Annotated in this window: 18 protein-coding genes; 7 read left to right on the forward strand and 11 right to left on the reverse strand. The window is 64.3% G+C overall.

Annotated elements, in window-relative coordinates:
- Positions 1-6: 6 nt before the first annotated feature.
- The 4 genes from ABC729_RS18230 to ABC729_RS18245 are packed head-to-tail and all read right to left on the reverse strand — an operon-like array spanning position 7 to position 4,112.
- The gene (locus tag ABC729_RS18230; protein ID WP_495609026.1) at positions 7-828 is read right to left on the reverse strand and encodes a carbohydrate ABC transporter permease; all 822 of its coding nucleotides are present in this window, start codon (positions 826-828) and stop codon (positions 7-9) included.
- Positions 821-1,696, reverse strand: coding sequence for a carbohydrate ABC transporter permease (locus ABC729_RS18235; protein WP_495609027.1), 876 nt, complete (start codon positions 1,694-1,696; stop codon positions 821-823). Before ABC729_RS18235 ends, ABC729_RS18230 begins: the two co-directional genes overlap by 8 nt.
- Entirely contained in the window at positions 1,693-3,033 is a 1,341-nt protein-coding gene (locus ABC729_RS18240; protein WP_495609028.1) for an ABC transporter substrate-binding protein, read from the reverse strand. The genes ABC729_RS18235 and ABC729_RS18240 overlap by 4 nt, the downstream gene beginning before the upstream one ends.
- Entirely contained in the window at positions 3,030-4,112 is a 1,083-nt protein-coding gene (locus ABC729_RS18245) for an ABC transporter ATP-binding protein (protein WP_495609029.1), read from the reverse strand. Before ABC729_RS18245 ends, ABC729_RS18240 begins: the two co-directional genes overlap by 4 nt.
- Positions 4,113-4,307: 195 nt before the next feature.
- On the opposite strand from ABC729_RS18245, the gene ABC729_RS18250 reads away from it, so the two are divergent.
- Positions 4,308-7,193 (forward strand): TonB-dependent receptor domain-containing protein, encoded by a 2,886-nt coding sequence (locus tag ABC729_RS18250; protein WP_495609030.1) that lies wholly within the window; start codon positions 4,308-4,310, stop codon positions 7,191-7,193.
- Positions 7,194-7,512: 319 nt separating this feature from the next.
- On the opposite strand, the gene galE is transcribed toward ABC729_RS18250, so the two are convergent.
- Positions 7,513-8,514 (reverse strand): UDP-glucose 4-epimerase GalE, encoded by a 1,002-nt coding sequence (gene galE, locus ABC729_RS18255; protein WP_495609031.1) that lies wholly within the window; start codon positions 8,512-8,514, stop codon positions 7,513-7,515.
- A gap of 316 nt (positions 8,515-8,830) precedes the next feature.
- Here galE and ABC729_RS18260 point away from each other — a divergent pair, with 316 nt between their 5' ends.
- The 4 genes from ABC729_RS18260 to ABC729_RS18275 are packed head-to-tail and all read left to right on the forward strand — an operon-like array spanning position 8,831 to position 12,483.
- Positions 8,831-10,246, forward strand: a complete 1,416-nt coding sequence (locus ABC729_RS18260; RefSeq protein WP_495609032.1) for a hypothetical protein — start codon at positions 8,831-8,833, stop codon at positions 10,244-10,246.
- The gene (locus ABC729_RS18265; RefSeq protein ID WP_495609033.1) at positions 10,182-10,802 is read left to right on the forward strand and encodes a phosphoribosyltransferase family protein; all 621 of its coding nucleotides are present in this window, start codon (positions 10,182-10,184) and stop codon (positions 10,800-10,802) included. The genes ABC729_RS18260 and ABC729_RS18265 overlap by 65 nt, the downstream gene beginning before the upstream one ends.
- Positions 10,795-11,478 carry an HAD family hydrolase gene (locus ABC729_RS18270; protein ID WP_495609034.1) on the forward strand — a complete coding sequence of 228 codons (684 nt, stop codon included), beginning with the start codon at positions 10,795-10,797 and terminating at the stop codon, positions 11,476-11,478. The genes ABC729_RS18265 and ABC729_RS18270 overlap by 8 nt, the downstream gene beginning before the upstream one ends.
- A 21-nt stretch (positions 11,479-11,499) precedes the next feature.
- Positions 11,500-12,483: a polysaccharide pyruvyl transferase family protein gene (locus ABC729_RS18275; protein WP_495609035.1), complete on the forward strand. Its 984-nt coding sequence runs from the start codon at positions 11,500-11,502 to the stop codon at positions 12,481-12,483.
- On the opposite strand, the gene ABC729_RS18280 is transcribed toward ABC729_RS18275, so the two are convergent.
- Complete coding sequence (locus tag ABC729_RS18280; RefSeq protein WP_495609036.1) at positions 12,447-14,795, reverse strand: acyltransferase family protein; 2,349 nt, start codon at positions 14,793-14,795, stop codon at positions 12,447-12,449. The two genes, ABC729_RS18275 and ABC729_RS18280, sit on opposite strands and share 37 nt — an antisense overlap.
- A 201-nt stretch (positions 14,796-14,996) precedes the next feature.
- Between ABC729_RS18280 and ABC729_RS18285 the strand changes: the two genes are divergently transcribed.
- Both ABC729_RS18285 and ABC729_RS18290 read left to right on the forward strand, forming a co-directional pair.
- Positions 14,997-16,412, forward strand: a complete 1,416-nt coding sequence (locus tag ABC729_RS18285) for a lipopolysaccharide biosynthesis protein (protein WP_495609037.1) — start codon at positions 14,997-14,999, stop codon at positions 16,410-16,412.
- 20 nt (positions 16,413-16,432) lie between these two features.
- Positions 16,433-16,792, forward strand: a complete 360-nt coding sequence (locus tag ABC729_RS18290; RefSeq protein ID WP_495609038.1) for a hypothetical protein — start codon at positions 16,433-16,435, stop codon at positions 16,790-16,792.
- Positions 16,793-16,802: 10 nt separating this feature from the next.
- Here ABC729_RS18290 and ABC729_RS18295 read toward each other — a convergent pair whose 3' ends face one another.
- The 5 genes from ABC729_RS18295 to ABC729_RS18315 are packed head-to-tail and all read right to left on the reverse strand — an operon-like array spanning position 16,803 to position 22,886.
- A complete protein-coding gene (locus tag ABC729_RS18295) occupies positions 16,803-18,767 on the reverse strand; it encodes a glycosyl hydrolase family 28-related protein (protein ID WP_495609039.1) in 1,965 nt (654 codons plus the stop codon).
- Entirely contained in the window at positions 18,706-19,950 is a 1,245-nt protein-coding gene (locus tag ABC729_RS18300; RefSeq protein WP_495609040.1) for a glycosyltransferase family 4 protein, read from the reverse strand. Before ABC729_RS18300 ends, ABC729_RS18295 begins: the two co-directional genes overlap by 62 nt.
- 2 nt (positions 19,951-19,952) lie before the next feature.
- On the reverse strand, positions 19,953-20,663 hold the full coding sequence (locus tag ABC729_RS18305; protein WP_495609041.1) for a P-loop NTPase family protein: 711 nt from the start codon (positions 20,661-20,663) through the stop codon (positions 19,953-19,955).
- Positions 20,660-22,141, reverse strand: a complete 1,482-nt coding sequence (locus ABC729_RS18310; RefSeq protein ID WP_495609042.1) for a GumC family protein — start codon at positions 22,139-22,141, stop codon at positions 20,660-20,662. The genes ABC729_RS18305 and ABC729_RS18310 overlap by 4 nt, the downstream gene beginning before the upstream one ends.
- A gap of 10 nt (positions 22,142-22,151) precedes the next feature.
- Positions 22,152-22,886, reverse strand: a complete 735-nt coding sequence (locus ABC729_RS18315; RefSeq protein ID WP_495609043.1) for a polysaccharide biosynthesis/export family protein — start codon at positions 22,884-22,886, stop codon at positions 22,152-22,154.
- Positions 22,887-22,891: the final 5 nt, after the last annotated feature.

The raw sequence follows: 22,891 nt of genomic DNA on the forward strand, positions 1-22,891 counted from the left end.
GAGTTCTCATCCTTTGACGGCGCCGGACGACAATCCGGCGACGATGTAGCGCTGGCAGGCGAGGAAGAAGGCGATGCTGGGCAGCAGCGTCAGGGCGACGAAGGCGAGAACCAGGTTCCATTCCTGAATATTCTCGCCCTGGAAGGCCATGATGCCCAGCGGCCAGGTGTACCGGTCCTCCGATGCCAGCAGGACCAGGGGAATGATGTAGTTGTTCCAACTCTGCACGAACTGGATGGTTGCCACGGTCGCCAGGATCGGCGTTGCCAACGGCAGCACGATGGTCAGGAAAAAGCGCCAGGGGCCGCAGCCATCCAGCATCGCCGCCTGATGCAGTTCGGCGGGGATCTCCTTGAAGAATTGCACCAGCAGGATGGTGGCCATCGCCAGACCGAAGGAGACCTGCGGAAGGATCAGGCCCAGCGGCGTATCCAATAGACCCAGGTCGCGCACCTGCAGGAAGATGGGCATGATGGCGATGGCCGGCGGCACCATCAGCCCCAGCGCGAACAGCTTCATCAGCCGCTCTCCCCAGGGTCCCAGGACGAAGACGGCGCCGAAGGCCGCCATGGCCGAGATGGTGGTGGTGATGGCCACCGCGCTGAGTGTAACCAGGGCGGAATTGCCCAGATAGGACCAGAAGCGCGGGTCGCCCAGCACGCGGGCATAGGCGTCCATGTGCCATATGGCGGGCAGGCCGGCGGGGTTGGTCGCCAGTTCGTCCAGCGATTTGAACCCGCCCAGCATCACCACGACCAAGGGCAGCAGGATCAGGCTGGCCAACACCAGAAGGGCGGCGTGACGCAGGATCGGGGTGCGGTCAGCCATGGTGACGCCTCCGCATCTTGAAGGCCAGGGTCGTCGCCAGACAGGTGGCGAACAGCAGCACGCCGACGGCGCTGCCATAGCCGATGCGCAGGCGCGACAGGCCGTTGCTGTAGAGATAGGTGACAAGGGTCTGGGTGGCGTCGTTGGGGCCGCCCATGGTCAGAGACATGACCAGATCGAAAAGCTGCAGCGCCGTCAGTACCCCGAAGAAGGCTACCAGCGCCATCACGGGTCGCAGATGCGGCAGGGTGATATAGCGCAGCACCTGCCAACGGTTCGCCCCGTCGATTTTGGCCGCTTCCACCAGACTGGGGTCCAGCGATTGCAGCCCGGCCACGAACAGCATCATGCCGAAGCCGAAATATTTCCAGATCATCACCGCTACCACGGCAGGCAGCGCCGTATCCGGATTACCCAGCAGGAAGACGGGGTCGATCTCCAGCCAGCGCGTCACCTGGGCCGCCAGTCCATAGCGGCCATCATAGAGAAAGGTGAAGACCAGACCGGTCGCGGTTTGGGCCAGCACATAGGGCAGGAACAGCACCAGCCGGTAGAGCGTCACCCCCCGAAACCGGTCACCCACCAGCAGCGCGCAGGCCAGACCCAGCGGCAGCTGGATCAGCAGGGCCGCCAGGATCAGTATTCCGACATCGAACAGGGCGCGGCGGAAGGCGGGGGCTTGCAACGCCTCCAGATAATTGGCCAGCCCGACGAAATCCGTCGGACTGCCAAAGCCGTTCCAGTTGTAGAGCGAGAAGCGGAAGGCCTGACACATCGGTAGGACCACGAAGAAACCGAACAGCAGCAGGGCGGGGGCCATGAAGACGGCGCCCGTGCGCATGTCGCGCCGGCTCAAAGGCTGGTTCATGGCGTCCCCCTTCCGGCAAGATCGGCGATGGCGCCCGCATATGGGCCGTCCAGGCCGTCGGCCCGGCGTTCGATTTGCCAGCCACGGCGAATGGCCTTCATTGCTTCCGCCGGCCCCATCCGGCCCGTGGCCAATCGCACCGCGACATCGTTTGCGGTCGGGCCGCCATTGCTGCCCAGCAGTTGATCCCAGGAAAGCAGGATGTTCTCCGCGCCATCCAACCGACGGGCGGCGGCGGCCAGTTCGGGATGGGTCAGGGCGCTTCGGGCCGCCAGATTGGCGGGAATGATGTGTCCGCCAGCGGCCAGGGCCGCCTGTGTCTCATGGCCCGTCAGTTGCTCCAGTAAGGCGATGGCGGCGGGCGGGGCGCAGTTGCTGACCAGCCAGCCATTCAGCTGACCCTGACGCACCGTGGCCGCAGAACTGTTCAGGGATGGAAAGCCGATGAAGGGGAAATCCACTGCCAATGCCGCAGGGTCGCGCCCCGTCAGCGCGCCAGCCTGTCGGTAGAACCAAGTGCCATGCATTATCAATGCGGCCCCACCCTTCACGAAAAGCTGCATCGCGCCCTGAGCCTTGGTGCCGAGATAGCCGGGCTGGAATGGGTCCAGGGCGGCCAGAGATGCGAAGCGGTCGGCGGCGGTTAGCAGGGCAGGGGCTTCGAACCCGCCGTCCCGATCCTCCAGCACCGCCGCGATGCCGTCCGCCCCCGCGCCGGCCAGGGCCAGCTGTCCCAGAACCAGGGTCAGGGGCCATTGATCCATGCCGCCCATGGCCAGTGCCGGGATGCCCGCCTGCTTCAACTGCGCCAGCGCCGATATGAAACCGTGCCAGTCGACCAGCATCGCGGGTGTCACACCTGCCCTTTCCAGCAGGGCGCGATTGGCGATCAGCCCGATCTCCGTCGCCAGATAGGGCAGGCCGTAAAGCCGCCCCTGCCGCCGATAGGCACCCAGCGCCTTGGGCATCAGGCCGGCGGTGGTGCCGGGCGACAGGTGGTCGGTGATATCCGCCAGCAATCCCGCCGCCCGTAGCGCATCCAGCGACGCCCCGCCCCAGCTGTAGAACAGGTGCGGGCGACCGTCGCTTTGCAGCAGGGTGGACATGCGTGACTGAAACGATTTCGGCTCCATCACGCGGAATTCGACGGTGATACCGGGATGGCGGGCCGTGAAACGATGGGCTGCCGCCTGCCAGATCGACAGGACTTCCCGATTGGTTTCGATATGCAGCACGCGCACACTGTTGGCATCGCGGATCCGGCCGCACCCGGCCAGCGCGGTCAGGGACATCCCCGACAGAATTTCGCGGCGCGTGAGGGGAACGGATAAGGTCATGCTGGCACCGCCCTGAGAGTGCGCAGCCTCTCCTCCGTTCCGGCATCAAAGAAAAGGCAATGGGCCGGGTCCAGCCTGATCGCGGTTTCCACACCAGGCCTTGTGGTGGCTGGGGGGCGGGCGACCAGCGTTATGGTCCCGTTACCACAGAAGCCGCGGATATGCACTTCAGCCCCCGTATTCTCCACGGTTCGGACCGTCAGCGGCAATGTGCCCGGCCCGTCGGACAGCATGACATGTTCGGGCCGGATTCCCAGCAGGACCGGGCGTCCTTCATCCCCCGGCGAGATGCCGGACAGCGGCAGCGAGTGCCCCGTTTCCGCCCGCCAGACGGCACCGGTAATCTGACCGGCCAGGAAATTCATGGAGGGCGAGCCGATGAATTCCGCCACGAAGCGATTGTCGGGATCATCATAGAGCGTCTGCGGTGGTCCCGACTGGGCAATACGGCCCTGATTCAGGACCAGAATGACGTCGGCCATGGTCATGGCTTCGATCTGGTCATGGGTGACGTAAAGGCAGGTGCTGCCCAGGCTTTGCTGCAGGGCCCGGATTTCGGAGCGCATCTGCACCCGCAGCTTGGCGTCGAGGTTCGACAGGGGCTCATCGAACAGAAAGACTTTGGGATCGCGCACGATGGCGCGGCCCATGGCCACCCGCTGCCGCTGGCCGCCCGACAGCTGCCGGGGCAGCCGGTCCAGCAGATGGTCCAGTGACAGGCGCGCCGCCGCTGCCTTCACCCGCCGGTCGATCTCCGCCTGTGGCGTGCCGCGCAGGGTCAGCGCGAAACCCATGTTCCGAGCCACATCCATATGCGGGTAGAGCGCGTAGCTCTGGAATACCATGGCGATGTCGCGCTGCTGAGGTGCTGTGCGGCTGACATCTTGTCCGTCGATCATAATGGTCCCGTCGGTCGGCACCTCCAGCCCAGCCAGCAGGCGCAGCAGCGTGGATTTCCCGCATCCGGACGGGCCGACCAGCACGGCGAAGCTGCCATCGGCGATCATCGTATTGATGCCACGCAGGATATGCGTTCCCCCGAAACTCTTGGTGACGCCGCGAAACTGCACTGATGCCACGTCTCACTCCCCCTCTTCGAACATTCTTCGTCGTTGAGGGTAGAATAAAACATAATCGTTATGTTATGCAATCCATAATCTAATTTGACATCCATCCGGTTTGGGGTTATCCCCGAAAACAAGCAGCCAAAGAGGGCTGCGCCGGCACCGTCGACAAAGACCGGCATCATCCGCAAAAAGGAGGGGGAGGAACCCATGAAGCTTCGTTTCGCCAACCGGCAGAGCGGCCTGATCCGCTCATGCGTCAGTATTGTCGCCCTGGCGGCTGTCATTCCGTCGCTGGCCCTGGCGCAGGACGCCCAGCCGCCGGCCAATACCGGCGATGCGCTGGAGACGCTGGAAGAGATCATTGTTACCGGCAGCCGCCTGAACATGGGCTTTGCCGCGCCGACGCCGCTGACCGTGGTGACGACCGACGATCTAAGCTTGGCGGCACCCGCCAATCTGGCCGATGGTCTGGCCAGCCTGCCGCAGTTCGTGAACAATAATAAAACGAATGTCGGCGTGCCGTCGGTGGCCATCGGCACCACGGGCCAGAACCTGTTGAACCTGCGCGGTCTGGGCTTCAACCGCAATCTGGTGCTGCTGGACGGGCAGCGGATCGTGGCGACCAATCAGGTCGGGTCCGTGGACGTCAACATGTTGCCCCAGGCCATCGTGAAGCAGGTGGATACGGTGACCGGCGGTGCCTCGGCCGCCTATGGCTCCGATGCCATCTCCGGCGTCGTCAATTTTGTGCTGGACCGGCAGTTCACGGGCCTGAAGGCCGAATTGCAGGGCGGGATTTCCACGCGTGGCGATGTGCCCAACGGGCTGGGCCAGCTCAGCTGGGGCGATAGTTTCGCCGGCGGGCGCGGGCACGTCGTGCTCAGCGGTGAATATTTCAAGATGAACGGCATCGACGTGAACGAGGACAGCCATCGTTCATGGTATGAGAAGGCGGCGGGCCGCATCGCCAACCCGGTGGCCGGTGCCACGCCCTCCTTCATCCTGGTCGATGATATCCGCAGTTCGGTGGGTTTCCCCGGCGGCTTCATTACTTACGCCGCCGGTAACGGCGCGTTGCGCGGCACTACCTTCCTGCCGGGTGGGCAACTGGGCACCTTCGACCGTGGCACGGTGACGGGCAGCGCCTTTCAGAATGGCGGCAGCGGCGCGCGGGTCAATGTCTCCCTGGTGCCCAACCAGGAACGCTACAACGCGTTCGGCAGCGTGGAATATGCGCTCACCGACGATCTGAACCTGACCATCAATGGTCTTCATGCCCGCTCCCACACACTTCAGCGCGCGTTCATGGAGCCGGAGACGGGGACGGCCAGCCAGTTCACCATCTTCAGCGGCAACGCCTTCATGCCGGCGGCGTTGCAGACCCTGATGACGGCCAACAACCTGGCTTCCGTCGCGGTGGGCCGGTATGAGGCAGATTTCCCGCCCGTGGAGCTTGAATATACCACCAAGCTCTACCGGGGCAGCATTGGGCTGGACGGGAAGCTGGGCGATGGCTGGAGCTGGGATGCAGGCTATGCCTACAGCCAGACCGATCAGCGCGCCGTGGAAGGCAACAATGTCATCAGCCGCAACCTCTATGCCGCCGCCGATGCCGTGCTGAACCCCGCCAATGGCCAGATCGTCTGCCGGTCCACCCTGTCGGGCCTGGACCCCGGCTGCGTGCCGCTGAATATTTTCGGCCTGGGCGCGCCCAGTGCGGCTGCCATCGATTATGTGCTGGGCGACAGCTACAAGGACCTGCGCCTGACCCAGCATAACGCCTCCCTGAATGTGCGCGGCGAGGTCGGTGACGGGTTCCTGGCCAGCACCAAGTCGGTGTCGCTGGCCGCCGGTATCGAATATCGTGATGACGGCGCGGAGCAGACCTCCGACGCGCTGTCGAAGCAGGTCAACAGCTTCACCGGTTTGCGCGGCGCGCCATCGGCGCAGAATGGCCGCCAGGGCGCCTTCCGCTTCTTCAATCCGCAGCCCTTCAGCGGCGGCATCAAGGTCAAGGAAGCCTATAGCGAGGTGGGCGTGCCGCTGGCCGACAACCGGCCTTTCTTCCAGCAACTGGATTTGAACGCCGCCCTGCGCCATGCAAAGTACAAGGCGGATGGCCGGGTCTACAGCTTCGCGGGCGGGGTTTCATCCTCCACCCCGTCTTCCAGTTCCTTCAATGCCACGACCTGGAAGGTGGGCGGTAACTGGGCGCCGGCGGAGGATATGCGGTTCCGTGCCACCCGGTCGCGCGATATCCGGGCACCGGGCATTATCGACCTTTACAATGGCAGCCAGTTCTCCAGCAGCACCGTCACCTATAATGGCACGACGGTGCCGCTGTTCCAGCTGACGCGTGGCAATCCCAACCTTCGCCCGGAAAAGGCGGACACGCTGACCTTCGGTGCGGTGCTGGAACCTGCCTTCATCCCGGATTTCCAGCTGTCGGTCGATTACTATAAGATCAACCTCAAGAACGCGATCAGCACGCTGCTGGCGCCGCAGCAGGTCAATCTCTGCGCCGCCGGGGACCAGACTTTCTGCGCCCTGCAAAGCTTCGCCAACGGAGCCCTGACAGTGATCACTCCGCCCTTCAACCTGAATACCCAGATCGTGCGAGGCTGGGATATTGAGGGGCGTTACAGCACCGATGTCGGCGATGGTCGCCTGACGCTGCGCGGTTTCCTTAACATCAACACCAAGGACATGATCCGCCCGGCGGTGGGATCGGTGATCCAGCAGCGCGGCGCCTCCACCAACCCGAAATGGCGGGCCAGCCTGCAGGCGACCTACGATCTCGATCCGTTCAGCTTCTTCGTGCAGGAACGGATCATCGCCAAATCGCTGATCGATCCGACCCTGGTGGAAGGGGTGGGCATTTCGGAGAATGACATTCCCCGCGTCGCCTACACCGATGTAACGGTGACGGCGAAGTTCGCCGAACATTACGAGACGTATCTGTCCGTCTCCAACCTGTTCGACCGCGATCCGCCGCCATCGCCGTTGCCGACAACCACCTTCTCTATTCCCTATTCCGGGGCCTATGACACGATTGGCCGCGCCTTCACGCTGGGTGTACGGGCGAAGTTCTGATCCGCCTTTACCAGGCCATGCTAGACCGGTTTTCCTTTGACTGGAAAACCGGTCCGACGGCGACTGCCGCGGCCCGTGCCGCATGACGCCAAGCCGCGGATGCGACGCCGGCGCTTGAGGAGCTGAAAGATTGGAGCGTGTTTCCTGTTGACGGAAATACGCTTTAAGCAGCCCTGGTCCGGCTTAAGACGGAACAGGGTTACATGTGCCGATACCGGTAATGAGGCCAGAGCCACGGCACGACGGGCGTCCCATGGCCGAGAGTTACAGTCTGGCTTGCGCTTCAGACCAGCTTGCTATGACTGCCCATGCGGTGCTGTCAGGCATAGGCCAAGGATTGGTTTTCACGCGGCAGGATCCAGGCGGCGGCATGCCGGATATGATCGCGGATATCTGTGAAGTTCGGCGTCCAGCCCAACGTCGCTCGTGCAGCGTTGGCGTCGGCAATCAGGATCGCCGGATCGCCGGGCCGCCGCTCCTGATCGATAGTGGTGACAGGAAACCCGGTGACGGCGGCGGCGGTTCGCACGATCTCACGCACAGAAAAGCCGCGGCCGCAGCCCAGGTTCAAGGCCACGCTCTGCCCACCGGCAAGCAGGCGTTGCAGGGCCAGCAAGTGGGCCGAAGCCAGGTCTGTGACATGCACATAGTCGCGGATGCAGGTGCCGTCCGGGGTGGGGTAGTCGGTGCCATAGATGCTGATATGGGGCCGCTGGCCGAACGCGGCTTGCAGGACCAGGGGGATCAGATGGGTTTCCGGGTCGTGCGTCTCTCCCACTTCGCCTTCTGGATCAGCCCCCGACGCATTGAAATAGCGTAGCGCCGTGAAATGAAGGCCGGTTGCAGGGCCTAGATCAGCCAGTATCGTCTCCGCCATCAACTTGCTTTGCCCATAGGGGTTGACGGGTCGTAAAGGATGCGTTTCCGGTATCGGACCCTCGCCGGCATTGCCATAGACGGCGGCGGTGGAGGAGAAGATCAGCACGTTCACGCCTGCCCGTGCCATCGCCTCCGTCAGGGCCAGCGTACCGACGACATTGTTGCGATAGAACCGACCTGGCGCACGTACAGACTCCCCGGCCTCGATCAAGGCTGCGAAATGCAGGACGCCGACGGGGCGGTGCCGCTGGAAAACGCTGTCCATGAAGGACGCGTCCTCCAGATCGCCCTTTTCGAACGGCCCCCAGCGCACGGCATCGGCGGAGCCATTGGAGAGATTGTCAACGGCAACAGGCAGGAAACCGGCCCGTGACAGGGCCTTGCAGGTATGGCTGCCGATGAAGCCGGCGCCGCCGGTTACAATCACCCTGGGTGTGGTCATGGATAAGCACTCCATTCGTCGGAATTCAGGGGTGGTTCCCTCTGGGAAACAACGCGATGCCGTGCGAGGGTATGTTGCGTAGCAGCAAGATCACAGGGGCGGGTGCAGGCGTCAACCCACGTCGGGACCAAGAAGGGACGCTGTGCAGGGAATGAAATGATCTATATTTAGTTATGATATTTAACTGAACCATCAATATATTGTTGAGTTACATCTGGACTACTACGCCAGCTCCGCTGGTAAGCCGTGCCTACCGCAGTGCGGCCACATATTGATCACAACCGGTCAGACCGGTGCCGTGGTTCAGATGGTCGTCATGAGCGACGCCATCCTTCATCACGGCAGTATCTTGGGCCGACGCGACAATCCCGCTCCTTTCACGGGGGCAGGCAATATTGACATGCCCGGTTTCGTCGCCCTGTTCGCCTTTTGCGGGCTTCTCTATCTGTCCATTTATACGCTGGAGGCGCCGACACGTTATGGCCTGTATCTGGCGGGTCAGGACAGCCTGATCCTGCTGCGTGACGGGTTGATCGTCCTGCCGCTGCTCCTGCTGGCCGCAGCGCAGGGTGCTCAACTGCGGCTGCATCCGGCCTTCATCGCGTCGGGGGTGGTGCTGGCTTTTCATGCCCTTGTGCTGATGGGCACGGTCGGTAGCCCGCTGGGGGCGGTCTATGGCGTGAAGGTCCTGATGAACATGCTGTTCGGCTTCTTCGCCGGCTGCATGTTCATCGCTCCGGGCGGAAGGGTGCTACGGATTTTCGCTCTGCTCTGGGTGCTGATCATGATCGGCATCTGCCTGGACAAGTTCGTTCTGACTTTCCCCTGGACGGGCATGCGGACCATGGTCGGTGACCTGAATGTCGATGTGTCCAAGGATTGGCAGATCAGCGATCCCTTTGCCCGCCGCGTTGCCGGTTTCACACGCAGTTCTATCGCGGTCGCAGCGGTGTTGCCATGCCTGACCATTGTGCTGATGTGCCGGCTTCGCGGCCTGAAGGCGCGGGCGGGCCTGGCCGTGCCGGCCTTGGTCGGTGTGTTCTTGACCACCCAGAAGGGATCACTGATCGCCTTCGCGCCCGTGGCCTTGCTCTTATGCCTCCCCTTAGCGGGTCGTCTGACGAAGCTGCGCCTCTGTTTCCTCTGTTTCCTTCTGCTGGCGGCGGGGTTGCCGCTGTTCACCCATGGCCTGCATCTGGATCACGGGGATGGTGTGTTCAGCATGGAATCCCTATTCCTGCGGATCGCCTATACCTGGCCCGATGCCTGGGACTGGATCGCCCGGAACCAGATGCTGTGGTTCGGGGTCGGTCTGGGCGGGATTGGCGGGCCGCAGCGCCTCTACGCCGCCGACAGCTTCAACCCCGCCGACAACATCGCCGTCCTGCTCTACGCCTATTTCGGTCTGTTCGCCGTGCTGTATGTCGCGCTGGTCGTTCGTATGACGTGCCGCCCTATCACGGGTGATGAGAGCAGGGTGGAACCAGCCGTCGCCATCCTGGCCTTTGCCGCCGGATACGGCGTGGTGCTGTCGGTGATCGAGGATCAGTCCGCCTCCCTGTTTCTGGGGGCGGCCATTGGAACGCTCTGGCGGGAAACCGCCCCGACCGCTTCCGCCGTCCGGCTTGTTCCGGAACCCTTCGCCCCCAACCCGATGGAGACATCCGATGCAGGATATTTCAAGCACCGCCCGGCAATCCGGGGTCGTCACCCTGGATCGCGCCGGCTTTGATGATGCCTGTGCCGCATTGATGCGGCAGGTGTTGCAGGAAGGGCGGCCCGACGCCCTGATCGCCATCCCGACAGGTGGGCTGCATGTGGCCGAGGCCATGGCTCGCACCCTGGGGACAGGCATTCCCATCCTGTCGCTGACCTGCCGTCGGGCCACTACCCAGTACAAGCAGGGTATGGCGGCCTTCAAAAGCCTGATGGCCAGCCTGCCGCGCCCCATCGTTGACCGGTTGCGGGTATGGGAACATGCGCTTCTCACGCAACGGTCCCGTCCAACCGCGCCCTGCGGTTATCAGTTCGACAAGGATGAACTGACTCGCCTGTCGACCTGGCTTTCCGCTGCCGGCAAGGCGCCATCGGTGGTGGTGGTGGATGATGCCGTCGATAGCGGGGCCACCCTGTCGCAGGTGCTGGACGTTGTGCATCGCCATGCGCCGCCGGGCGCGCGCATCCGGTCCGCCGCCATCACAGTGACCACAGGTCAGCCATGGGTGACCCCGCATCATGCGCGTTACCACGGGCAATTGTGCCGCTTCCCCTGGTCGTTCGATGCATAGCGTCGTCATCCTCGATCTGGACGGCACCGTCCTCAGCGTCAACAGCTTCCGGCTCTGGGTCGCGCACATGCTGCGTGCCCGGTTTCCGCATCTGCCGCCGATCAAGCGCCTGGGCATCGCCCTGGCCGCCGGCCGGTTGCTGGCGGCCCGAAAGACCGGGCTTATGGGTCATGAGGCGCTGAAATGGCGGTTGCAGCAGCTTTGGTGCCGGGCCGTTGAAGGCGGGGAGACGGGGCCGGAGGCGGCTTTGGTCGAGCGGCTGAAATCCTTTGTCCGGCCTGAGCTGTATCCGGTGCTGGCCGCTGTCGCAGACGGGCGGATGGATGGCGTGCTGGCGACAGCGGCGGTGGCCGACTACGCCCATGGTCTGGCCAGCGCCCTCTCCCTGCCGCATGTCCTGGCCACGGCGCGGGAGCGAACGGCCGACAGCCCCAGTAACGTCGGCCCGCACAAGCGCGACGCCGTGCTGGGCTTTCTGGCGGACCGGGGCTGGGCGGAACGGCCGTTGATCCTGTTCACGGACCATCGGGAGGATCTGCCGCTGATCCGGGTCTGCGGCACGGTCTACTGGTTCGGGGATGAGGCCGACGGCACCGCCCTGTCCACTCTTCTGCCCGGCACCGTGCTGCGCCCCGGCCACCTGGGGGCGGAGATCGTGGCCAGCCGTTCCAATTGATATCGATCAAGGGAGAAAGCCATGCTGATCAACATGTTCGACACCGCCATCGACAGCGACAATCTGGGGGACCAATTCATCATGGATGCGGTATGGGAGGCGGTGACGCCGCTGTTCCCGGGTGCCGACTACCTGCGCACGCCCACCCACCGCCGCGCCAGCCGGACGGAGATGCGGGCGGGGCGAAGCGCCGACCTGTCCATTGTCGGCGGCACCAACATCCTGAAATCGCATATGCTGGTGCGCGGCAACTGGCGTATCACGCCGCTGGATTATCTGAACTGGCGCAATGTCGTGCTGCTGGGTGTGGGCTGGCAGCAATATGGACAGACAGGGGCCGATGCCGCCACGCGCCTGTTCTTCCGCTCCGTCCTGTCGAAGCACTGGCTGCATTCGGTGCGCGACATGCACACCTACGAATTGCTGCGTCCGCATGTGCAGAACATTGTCTATACGGCTTGCCCAACCATGTGGATGCTGGACCCGGCCTTCTGCCAGTCCATTCCCGTGCGCATGGCACGCGATGTCGTCTTCGCCGTCACCTATTACCGCCCGGCGCCGGAACTGGACCGGCAGGTCTTCGACCTTCTGAAGCAGCATTACCGCACGATCTATTTCTGGCCGCAGCAGGAACAGGATCTGTCCTACATGCGGGAAATCGGGGCGTCGGGTTACGTGCCGCTGCCGTCGGATGTGGCCGCCTATAACCGCCTGCTGGAGACGCAGGATGTGGATTTCGTGGGCGCCCGCCTGCATGGCGGTATCCGCGCCCTGCAATATCGCCGCCGCGCCCTGATCATACCCGTCGATAACCGCGCGGCGGAGATCAGCATCTCCACCGGCCTGCCGGTGGCTTCCCGGACGGAGCCAGAAGCCATTGAGCGCTGGATCACCTGTCCGCGTCCCACCGTGCTGACTTTGCCCACGGAGGGGATCGCGCGCTGGCAGGGGCAGTTCGGACAGGCCGGTCAGGCCACCACCCCCCGCGCCACCGCCGTGCGATAGATGGCCAGCAGATCCGCGACATGCCGGTCCCCGGACCGGCTGTCGGCCCAGAAGGACCAATAGGCGGCCAGTCCCGCCGCCCGCACCCGTCCGTCGTCAGCGATCAGCGACAGGCAGCGGGCCAGATCGGCAGCCTCCCCGCTGCGGAAGCGCCAGCCGGTGACCCCATCCTCCACCCGTTCCGCCGCTGCCGTGATATCGCTGACGATGGCGGGCACGCCGCGCGCCGCCGCCTCCGCGACCGTCAGGCCGAAGGTCTCGTACCAGAGGCTGGGGAAGACCAGACAGCGCGCCCGCGACAGATGCGCCTGGATAGCCTTGCCATCGACCCAGCCTGTCACAGCCATGCCGGGCACCGCTTCAATCACCAAACGCAGCGGCCCATCGCCGACGAAGGTGACGGGCAGGCCCAGGCTTGCGGCAACATGCGCCAGCAGACGCACGCCCTTTTCCTCATCCAGGCGCCCCAGATAGATGATCGTGTTATTCTGCGCGACCGGGACGGGGGCGTCCTTGGGGGCGTCTACCGGGTTGGGCAGGCGATGGACCTTTGCCGCTGCCGGCAGGTACGGCGACAGGATGGCGGCGGAGCGTTCCGACAGCGCGATGTAATGGCCGACGGCCGCCGGGAAGCGGCCGGCACTGCGCTGGATCAGGCCGCGCGCCACCCGGAACAGCTTATGTATATGCCGGCGCTTGTCGCATCGCGTGGCGATGCAGCCCCGTGACAGGGCCTGGCGCGTGCAGGGTTTGGCGGAGCGGTAGTTGAAGAAGGCGCCGTTGGGGCATGCCGGAAAGAAATCATGCAGGGTGCAGATGATGGGCACGCCCAGCTTCTCCGCCGCGCGCACCGGGCTGGTGGTCAGGGCCTTGGTGTAACCGTGCAGATGCACGATGGTGCCGTCCGGCGGCAGGGGGCGCAGGATCTCCGCCACAATCCGCGCCGCCTTGCCGTTCCACAGCCCTTGCAATGCCGCACCGGGATGGCGCGCGGCATCCAGCAATTCATGCTGGCCCAGGCAATGGACGGTTAGCGGCGCATCGCGGAGCTGGTCGCAGATGGGGCCGACGGCACCGACGAAGATCACTTTCACGCCCGACTGCGCCAGCCGTACCGCCTCATCGATGGCGACCTTGCTGGCCCCGCCCTGCACATGACAGAAATCGTTCAACATGACGATTGTCAGTTCTTGCGACGTCGCATCGGCAGGGGCGGGGGGCTTGCGCGACAGCCTGCGGATCAGCCGCCGGCCTATGGCGATCCCTGGCATCTCCACCACCCGTTCGGCCAGCAAGGCCAGGGTAATGACAATGGCCAGGATCATGGCAAGCCCATCCAGCCCTGACTGGTAAAACCCGAACAGCAGGAACAGCTGAATGGTCGGTGCGTGCAGCAGATAGACGCCATAGGAGATGTCGGTTTTCATGCGCAGGCGCGGGGTCAGCAGGGCCAGGGTCATGACCAGGGCGGCAACCACCAGAGGATAGAGAATGGGTGGGCGCGGGACCATCAACATCGTCGCTGCCAGTGCCAGCACCGCCCCCAGGGCCAGACCGATCCAGCGGTTCTCCAGCCAAAGAAGCTGACGATAGCGGTAGGCGGCAATGCCCAGTACGAAGAACTGCAACTGTCCCGGCAATTGCTTGGCCAGCGTTTCGTGCCCGGCCCCGCGCATGGCCTCTCCATACAGCGCCGACAGCAGGAATATGGCGACCAAGGTCAGTGGACCCCTCCGGTCCAGCAGCCGCCAGATGAAGGGCAGCAGAAGATAGAAGGCGAATTCGATCTTCAGCGTCCACAGGCTGGCATTCAGGCTGGGGTCGACCAGTCCCGTCAGGACGCCGGTGCCGACATCATATTGCAGGAAATTGGCAAAGACGGCGTTGGCCGCCAGATATGTTGCCATCGATCCCAGATTGGCCAGGAACCCGCGTTCCTCCAGGCTACCCAAGATCAGCGTCTGGGCCAGCACGACCGTGATATAGAGCGGATAAATGCGGAACAGCCGTTTGATGAAAAAGCGCCGCAGGTCGGGATCGCGGTCAAAACTGTTGGCGACCAGATAGCCGCTGACCACGAAGAAACATTCAACGGCCACGGCGGCGTAATTGAAGGGCCAGTCGGGCGAATGGATGCCGATGAAGGCCTGGAAGTGGCCCAGCACCACCAGCAGGGCCAGCATCAGCCGCAGGGGCGTAAAGTTATTGTCGTCGAACTTCTCCTCAGCGCGTATCGCGCCCTTCCGCGACGGGCGGCGCACTGCGGATGATGTGGGTGCATGGGTGATGCGATCCACAATTCTCATGCTCATGACCGCTCACCATTTTTGGATTTTAAGGAAGCGTGGAAGATCGTCCATGAATTATGAACAATCACTATCGGTACGAATGCGCACTCAATTCACTGAATGTGCCAATTCCACGCTTAGTATTTAATCTCTGATGGCATGATCCGGTTGTGACTTCGCTGTGACCCGGACTTTTCGGCGATGCGTCCAAGAATTCGCAATGTTATGGCATCGTCGCAAGCAGCGGAGACGATGATGCATCAGGGCACCGCACAAGGGATTGCACCCGCCCAACAGCGACGCCGCTGGATGGCCTTGCCCGGCGAAAAAGTCCGCCGCCTGCGCCAGGCTCTGGCCAGCCGGCCCTTCCTGCGCAACGTCTTCGTGCTGCTGACCGGGTCGGCTGGCGGGCAGGCCGTCAGTATCCTGCTGTCACCGGTCCTGACCCGGCTTTACACGCCGGAGCAGTTTGGCGTGCTGTCCGTCTATTCGGCGACGCTGACCATATTGGTGGTCATCGCCTCCCTTCGCTATGAGCTGGCTCTACCGCTGGTACGGCGGGAACGCGATGCCTTGAACCTGATGGCGGTCTGCTTGTGCATACTGATGCTCACCACGGCGGCGATGGGTTGGGCGGCTTTTGCCTTGACGGCGGAACTGGTGCAGGCCGTTTGGCCCGCACCGCTGGCTGATGGCCCGCTGTCCGTTTATCGGGGCCTGCTGGTCATGGGCTATATCTGTCTGGGCGGTTACTATATCGCCTTGCAACTGGCGACACGTGTCGGTGCTTTTCCTGCCATCGCCAGGACGCGGCTGGCGCAGGGTGCGGTGGGGCCGGTCAGTCAGATCGGGTTGGCTTTTGCCGCAGCGGGGACGCCGGGTTTGCTAATCGGGTCGATCCTGGGACAATCGGCGGGCACTTGGGGCCTGTTCGGCAGCGTACTGTCGCAGGCACGCGGCTGGATGCGTGTCCTTTCCTGGCGGCGAATGCTGCTTCTGGCGCGCCGCTACGCCCGCTTTCCGCTGATTAGCAGCTGGGCCGCCCTGATTGATGCCGCCGGCAGCAGCCAGTTGCTCTATCTGCTGGTGACGCTGACATACTCCCCGCATATCGCGGGTTTCATCTTCCTGGTGGAACGGGTGGTGTCGCGGCCGCTGGCCATCGTCGGCACGTCCATTCTGCAGGTCTATATGGGGGAGGCGGGGAAGATCGCCGTCAGCGACCCCGCCCGCCTGTACCGGCGTTTCATGCAGGTTGTTTCCCACCAGTTCCTGCTTGCCCTGACCTGGGTGCTGCTGGCCAACGTTGCCGGCACCCTGACCTTCGCCATCATCTTCGGACCGGAATGGCAGGAGGGGGTGTTGTATCTGCGGGCCATGAGTATCGGCTATCTGGCCCAGGCGGCCGTGCAGCCGGTTTTCCATACGCTCCAGATCCTGGAAAAGCAGGGGCTGGCGGCGGGGTGGCAGATCGGGCGGCTGCTGCTGACTGTCGCCGTCTTCATGGCCGGGGTCGGCCTGGGGCTTGAACCATGGTGGGTGATCACGGGCTACAACGCCGCGCAAGGTCTGTGCTGCGTGATCCTGCTGCTGCTGATCGCGCGCGCCATCGACCGGGTGCGCCGGAAGGAGATGCGATGAAAAGGTCACATGGAACTGTCTTGGGTGCGCTGACCCTGCTACTGGTGCCACTCCCGGCCATGGCCGCCCCCTTCTGCGTGAAGGTCACGGGCGTGCCGGCACAGTGTCTGTATGTCGATCCCGCCCAATGCCAGCGGGAGGCGCAGCGCGCCGGCGGTCGTTGCGACACCAACCCCCGCGAATACACGGCACCGGTGTCCGCCCTGGGATACTGTCTGGCGCAGGCCGGGAACGCCCTGTCCTGTGTCTATCCGGCCTATGCCGATTGCGAGAATGACGCCCGGCGTCTGGGCGGCAGCTGCGTGGCGGCCGCTAAGCCCAAGGGTCCGCGCCCGGCGGCGGAACCGGGCAAGGACCCGTTTGAACTGACGCGCCCCTGAACGGGATTGCTCATGGCATCGGCGCGTCCTCCAGGGCCGGCACGAAGCGGCCATACCCGCGCGCAGGGAAGGCCGTCACCGGCACGGGCCCACGCGGATCGGCGGGATCGCGGGCGATATAGACCTGATACCGGCTGCCCGCGCGCAGGGATTCTTCCACAAAGCTGGCCGACAGGAAGGAACCAATATTGGTAAAGGTTGGAACGGATGGCGCGGCACCGTCACGCACGACATAGACCAGCCCGCCGAAAATGTCGCTGTGCGCGCCATCGCGGTTTTCCAACACGGTGCAGACCCCCTCCGTCTTCAACCCCAGAATGGATAGAGGGCTGCCCCGGTTGATGATGCGGGTGGTTGTCCCCTCGCTGTCGAACTGCCGGGCGAAGACGGGTTGCGGTCCCATCAGGCGCAACAGGCCGCAGCACATATTCTCCAGAAAGGCGCGCCCGCCACCGGCCTTGCGGTCCAGCATGGTGGTCCCGGCGGACACGATGTCGCGCAGGATGATGTCGCGGGGGCCGGACAGTTCGACGCCAACCTGCTCACCCAGATTGGTATTGTCGAAGGCCAGCCGTTCAATGAACAGCGGCGGCCCCGCCGTGGCCGCGCGGAACATGCCGCTGCTGCGGGCAAAGGTCGGCTGACGTGGGCTGAAAACGCGGATGGTGGCGTTCATGCCGACGATCCGCTGCACACTGGCCGGGATGTCCACACTATCCCGCACGGCATAGGTGCCGTTGGGCAGGTAGATGATGGCGGCACCAGAGGCGAAGGCCTGACGCAGGGCGTTGGTCGCATCCTGGCCGGCATTGCCGGTGGCACCGAACTGGGCCACGCTGACCCATTGGTCAGCCGGTGCCGTTGGGGTTGGTGGCGCATCCTGCAAAGGCATGTGCCAGCCGGGGCGGTTCGCCGGCTGCCACCAATCGCGGCCTTGCAGGATGCCATCCAGTGCGCTCCCGCCCAGGAAAAGGCCCCGGACGGTCACAAAGCCGTCATTGCGAAACAGCGCCGGGACGCTGCCCGCCGTCGCTGATCCGCCATCGATGACGATGAAGCCCTTGTCGCCGCTATTGATGATGACCGGGTTGTCTCCCGTGATCCGCATGTCATGGATGGTCAGGGCGTTCTGGCTGTTGGCGATGGCGGCCTGCGTCTGGTCGCGCAACACGATGTGATCGAAGGTCAGTCCATATTCCGTCTGGGCCGTGGCGATGCCCGTCGCAAAACCATCGATGGTCAGCCGCTGGATCAGCGTGGGGCCGGGCCATTTGCGGACCATCGACAGGCCCACGGCCCCACTGCCGGGGGCGGCGCGCAGGGTGACGTCGCGGATGGCCCCGCTATTATTGCCCAGATAATCGATGGCGATGGCGCCGGGATTGCCGTTGCCGACATCGATGGTCAGGTTCTCCACGAAATTCATATAGGCGTCATTGCCTTCGCCCCGACCCAGATAATCCTTGCCGCCGTCATTTGCATTGCCACGCAGAAGCTTGGATGTCGTGAAGATGACGGCGCGGGGCTGCTGCGGATCGCCATAGCCGGGAGCCTGATCGGGTAGCCGCAAGACCGTGCCCGACTGCGACTGCCCGATCAGGATGAAGCCGGAGCCGAAATTGCCATTGGCGTACCGTTTCACCAGCGGGGCCGTGATGCGGTAGGTGCCGTCAGGCACGAAGACGATGCGGTCCTGCCAGAAGGTGGTGCCGGTATCGCCGCCGCTGGCGGCCAGGGCTGCCAGGAAGGCGGCGGTGTCGTCGCTCTGCCCGTCACCGCGCGCGCCGAAATCACGGACATTCAGGACCGCGTCCTCGGGAAACGTCTCGGCCCGGACCGCCAGGGCGGGCAGGACCAGAACCAGCCCCAGCAAGGCCAGAACCAGCAGGGTCAGGGAGGCCGCACGCCGCGTGTCACGCGGCCGGGGCCATGGCGCGCTGGCCGGCCAGCGTCCGATAATGCTCCTCATAGGCATTGATCATCTGCTCCATCGTGAAACGTTGCGCCAAGGCGGCCGAAGCCTCCGGCAAGGCCGGCAGCGCACCGGGGTCGCGGGCCAGACGTGTCATGATGGCGGCCAGCGCCCCGGCGTCGCCGGGTGGGAACAGGAACCCGCTGCGGCCGGGCTCAATAAATTCCGGGATGCCGCCAATGTCGCTGGCCACAAGGCCCAGACCATAGGCGGCGGCTTCCACGATGGTCACCGGCGCGTTCTCGTACCAGAGGGAGGGCAGCAGCAGGTGGCCGTGCCGGGCCAGCGCCCGGGCCTTTGCCTCCCCATCCAGGAAGCCCAGATAGCGGATACGCGGGTCACGGGCCGCCGCCGCCCGCACCTTGTCCTCCAGCGGGCCTTTGCCGGCAACGGACAGTTCGACGGGCAGATCGGCTGGTAGCCGCGCCATGGCATCCAGCGCCGTCTCCACCCCCTTTTCCACCGTCAGCCGTGTCAGCATCAGGAAGCGCTGCCTGCTGTCGGGCGCACGGGTGCGGCGGATCAGGTCGGCATCGGCGGGCAGGGGGATGCCATTGTGAACCACGCGGGCATCCGCTGCCTTCAAACCGGCCCGTTGATGCAGGTCCAGAAGGAAGCGTGACGGGCTGGCGAACAGATCGACATGCCGCGTCGTGTCGATATGCCAGCGCCGGTACAGCCGGCAATGCGCCCGTGGCATGGTGCACAGACGCCAATCCGCAGTCAGCAGGAAGGCGCGGGGGCACAGCAGATGATAATCATGGGCCGTGTGCAGCACGGACACGCCCGCCCGCCGGGCCCGCGCCCAGATGGCGGCTGAAAACCCGTCGATCAGATGGCTGTGCAGGATGTCGGGCCGGTCCCGTTCCATGATGGCTTGCAGCCGGTCAGCGGCGGCACCGTTCCAGGCGTCACGAGCATGCCAGAGCCATTTGCGCGGGCCGGGGGTCAGCGACCGCTGGAACGACCAGTAGAGGTTCGGAGGGAAGAAGCGGATCACCTCCACCCCGTTCTGCCGTTCGATGGGATAGGGCTCCATCTCCGGTCCGCAGGTGGACACGACCGTCACGCGGTGCCCCCGGCGGGCCAGCCCTTCGCACAGCCAGACGACGATGCGTTCGGCACCGCCGGCCATCAGGGGGGGATAGAGGTTGTTCACCACCATCACGTGCAGGGGCGAAGGCATCCTCATATCAGCTGGGCCATCCAGCCGGGTACATGGTTCTGCCGGTCATGCAGGATGGCGCCCAGGATCGGGCGACGGCAGCGGGCCAGCAATTCGCGCAGGCGGATGGCAGATGACCGGCGCGTCTGCTCTGCTTCGATCACCACGATATTGCCATCGACCAGCCCGGCCAGAACCGCGCCCAGCGGGTCGCTGTCAGCGGGCGGCGCCACCAGCACCACCATGTCGAAGTGACGTCGGAATTCCTGAATATGGTGGCTGATCCCCTCCGTCCCGGCGGGGGGCAGGCCCCGGCCCGGTCCGGTCAACAGGTCCAGCATGTACATCTCGTATCCGGGCATCTTCAGCAGTTCGGTTTGCCGGGCCAGGGCGCGGACCATGCTGTCCCCGGTGCCGGATAGCGATGCGGGTGGCCAGGGCGTCCAGGCCTGACGGGTACAGTTCAACACCAGCATCTTCTTGCCCAGCAGGCTGGTCGCCGCCCAGGCCATGTCCAGCGCGACCTCCGAACTGCCTGGCCCGGCGGAGGCGGCCAGAAGCTGGATAACCATGCCGTCTTCATCAGACAGTGCCGCGTCGATTTCCAGATAGAGTTCGATGAGATCGACCATGGCGAGGTCCTCCGGTATCGGCCAGTCGACCTCCCGGATATCGAACTCACGCCGTGGGCCGATTTCGGGGTAGGCCTCCGCAGCGATGTTCAGCTTCGTCATTCTCCGTCTCCGAGCGCCAGCAATTGCAGGGGCGGTCGATGCGGCTGCCGTTCGAAGCTGGCCAGGACGGGCAGGTCCAGCATGTAGACAACCTGCTCCGCCGTGGTGAAACGATCATCGCGCGCCTCACGCAGAAGGACGGCAACGGTGGCCAGGATGGCCCCGCCGATCAGACAGGCGAGCAAGGTGGCCAGGGTGCGCGGCCGCACGGTCCGATAAGGCTGCGTCGGCTCGCTCAGCACGGCGGCGGGGGAGATCCGCTCATCGTTCAGGCTGCCTTTCACCTTGGCGTCGGCATGCTGCATCGACAGTGACCGGTACGTTTCCTCCGCGATCTGGTATTCGCGCACCAGATCATTGAATGTGCCGCGGTTGCGGCGCAGGTCGGTCAGCCGCTGGTCCAGCGCCTCAATCTGGCCTGTCAGAATCTCCACGGGCCGGATATTGCTTTCGGCATCGGCGCTGGCTCGCAGATAATCGGTCTGCAAGGTCTGGTAGACGCTGTTGGGCGCGGTGACGGACCGGCGCTCAAGCTCGATCCTACGCCTCGCCACTTCCCGTTCCGCCGTTGTGATCCCGGCTTTCAACGCTGCCATGGCCCGACTTTCCGGCGCGTATGTCGCCAGCATCTGGCTCTGCTTCATCTTCAGTTCGGTCAGCCGCGACTGTGCATCGTCAAGCGCGCGGTATTTCTCACTGCTGGCGGTTTCAGGCACCTTTTCCGGCACTTTGCGCATCAATTGCTCCAACCCCCTCCGGCGTTCCTGGGCCAGGGCGAGATTGGCGCGGGCGGTATGCAGGCTGGTGTCCAGTTCGCTGCGCTGGGCCAGCAGATCCTCCACCTCCTTGTCGAAGCTGGTGATGCGCCATTGGTCCTTGAACTTTTCCAGGGCCTGCTGCGCGCTGGAAAGATTGCCGCCGGCTTCTCCGACCTCGCCGGCCAGGAACCCTTCATGGGGGTTGTGATAGATCTGGGTCTGCCGGGCGACATAGAGGTCGATCATCTTGCGCACCAGCTTCGCCACCAGTTCCTTGTCTGGATGGCGCAGTGACAGGGTGATGATGTTGTCCTGCATCCCGACCTCGGCGGCCAGATTGTCCCGGAAGCGGGTGATGGCGGCGTCCATGGGGGTGCCGTCGGATGGCTCTTCCTCCGCCAGATCGGGATAGACGGCGGCCAGCCCGAAGCTTTCGATGGTCTGCCGCGCCAGATCATGGCTGCGCAGGATGGCGGCATGGGCCTGCACGATCTCGTGCCGGTCGGACGGGGTCAGTTCCGTGGCGGGCATGCGCTCCACCTCCGGCGCCGACCAGCGGCCGAAGGTCACCACCAGCTCGGCCACCGATTCATATTTACGTGTGGCGACAAGTAGATAGGCTGTGCCGATCAGCATCACGCCCAGGAACACCGTCATGAACAGCCGCCACCGCTTGCAAATGGCGATAGCGACGCCATAGGGGATTGCGCTTGCGTGCATGTCTGCCCCCTCAGTCGTTCGACGGGTTGATGTTGTAGGTGAAGCCCCAGTTGAACGGCACGAATTGCTGCGCAAACTGGTTCCAGAAGGTGTAGGCCTCGTAGACGCCGGTACGCGGCACATAGACCACGTCATACTGGGCCAGCCGCACATCGGCGGCGGGGTCATTGCCAGAAATGACGGCCATGTAATCCACGGCCAGGGCCTGCGGCTTGTCGTCCGCGCCCCGGCGCAGGATGAAGATATTGGCGCGCGCCGCGCTCAGCTTCACGCCACCGGCCCGTGCCACGGCCTGGCTGACGGTCAGGTTGGGCCCGACGGTGATGAACTCGCCCGGGCTGTTGACCTCACCCGCCACATAGACCCGGTTAGGGGCGAAGGAATGCACGATGACCGTGATCTTCGGGTCAATGAGCAGTGCCCGGTATTGCTCGCGCAGGGTCTGGGAAATCTCTGCCGGTGAGCGGTTATAGGCCATGACATCTTCCGCGACGGCGGTGGAAATCTTGCCGTCCGGCCGCACCACCACTTCCTCGTTCAGTTCCGGATTGAGGTAGAGGCGCACATGGAGCATGTCGCCGACCTGCACCATGTAGGGCGGCAGGTCCGCCGGTGTGCCGGCCAGGGGCGTTGCCACCTGCGGGGCCGGCGGCAGTTCCGCCTGCCGTTGGGCGCAGCCGCCCAGCAACCCGATCAGCAGGAGAAGCAGGGTGACGTGCGATAAGACAGGTTCGTGGCGGGCCATGGCTG

This window comes from Niveispirillum sp. CC-CTL257 (assembly GCF_059489915.1).

What these genes read in the sequence shown, in the direction of transcription:
- ABC729_RS18275 (WP_495609035.1), top strand. Translation starts at nt 11,500, where the DNA reads ATGCTGATCAACATGTTCGACACCGCCATCGACAGCGACAATCTGGGG.
- galE (WP_495609031.1), bottom strand. Translation starts at nt 8,514, where the DNA reads ATGACCACACCCAGGGTGATTGTAACCGGCGGCGCCGGCTTCATCGGC.
- ABC729_RS18250 (WP_495609030.1), top strand. Translation starts at nt 4,308, where the DNA reads ATGAAGCTTCGTTTCGCCAACCGGCAGAGCGGCCTGATCCGCTCATGC.
- ABC729_RS18280 (WP_495609036.1), bottom strand. Translation starts at nt 14,795, where the DNA reads ATGAGCATGAGAATTGTGGATCGCATCACCCATGCACCCACATCATCC.
- ABC729_RS18240 (WP_495609028.1), bottom strand. Translation starts at nt 3,033, where the DNA reads ATGACCTTATCCGTTCCCCTCACGCGCCGCGAAATTCTGTCGGGGATG.
- ABC729_RS18295 (WP_495609039.1), bottom strand. Translation starts at nt 18,767, where the DNA reads ATGCCTATGAGGAGCATTATCGGACGCTGGCCGGCCAGCGCGCCATGG.
- ABC729_RS18305 (WP_495609041.1), bottom strand. Translation starts at nt 20,663, where the DNA reads ATGACGAAGCTGAACATCGCTGCGGAGGCCTACCCCGAAATCGGCCCA.
- ABC729_RS18265 (WP_495609033.1), top strand. Translation starts at nt 10,182, where the DNA reads ATGCAGGATATTTCAAGCACCGCCCGGCAATCCGGGGTCGTCACCCTG.
- ABC729_RS18310 (WP_495609042.1), bottom strand. Translation starts at nt 22,141, where the DNA reads ATGCACGCAAGCGCAATCCCCTATGGCGTCGCTATCGCCATTTGCAAG.
- ABC729_RS18230 (WP_495609026.1), bottom strand. Translation starts at nt 828, where the DNA reads ATGGCTGACCGCACCCCGATCCTGCGTCACGCCGCCCTTCTGGTGTTG.
- ABC729_RS18315 (WP_495609043.1), bottom strand. Translation starts at nt 22,886, where the DNA reads ATGGCCCGCCACGAACCTGTCTTATCGCACGTCACCCTGCTTCTCCTG.
- ABC729_RS18300 (WP_495609040.1), bottom strand. Translation starts at nt 19,950, where the DNA reads ATGCCTTCGCCCCTGCACGTGATGGTGGTGAACAACCTCTATCCCCCC.
- ABC729_RS18285 (WP_495609037.1), top strand. Translation starts at nt 14,997, where the DNA reads ATGGCATCGTCGCAAGCAGCGGAGACGATGATGCATCAGGGCACCGCA.
- ABC729_RS18235 (WP_495609027.1), bottom strand. Translation starts at nt 1,696, where the DNA reads ATGAACCAGCCTTTGAGCCGGCGCGACATGCGCACGGGCGCCGTCTTC.
- ABC729_RS18270 (WP_495609034.1), top strand. Translation starts at nt 10,795, where the DNA reads ATGCATAGCGTCGTCATCCTCGATCTGGACGGCACCGTCCTCAGCGTC.
- ABC729_RS18260 (WP_495609032.1), top strand. Translation starts at nt 8,831, where the DNA reads ATGAGCGACGCCATCCTTCATCACGGCAGTATCTTGGGCCGACGCGAC.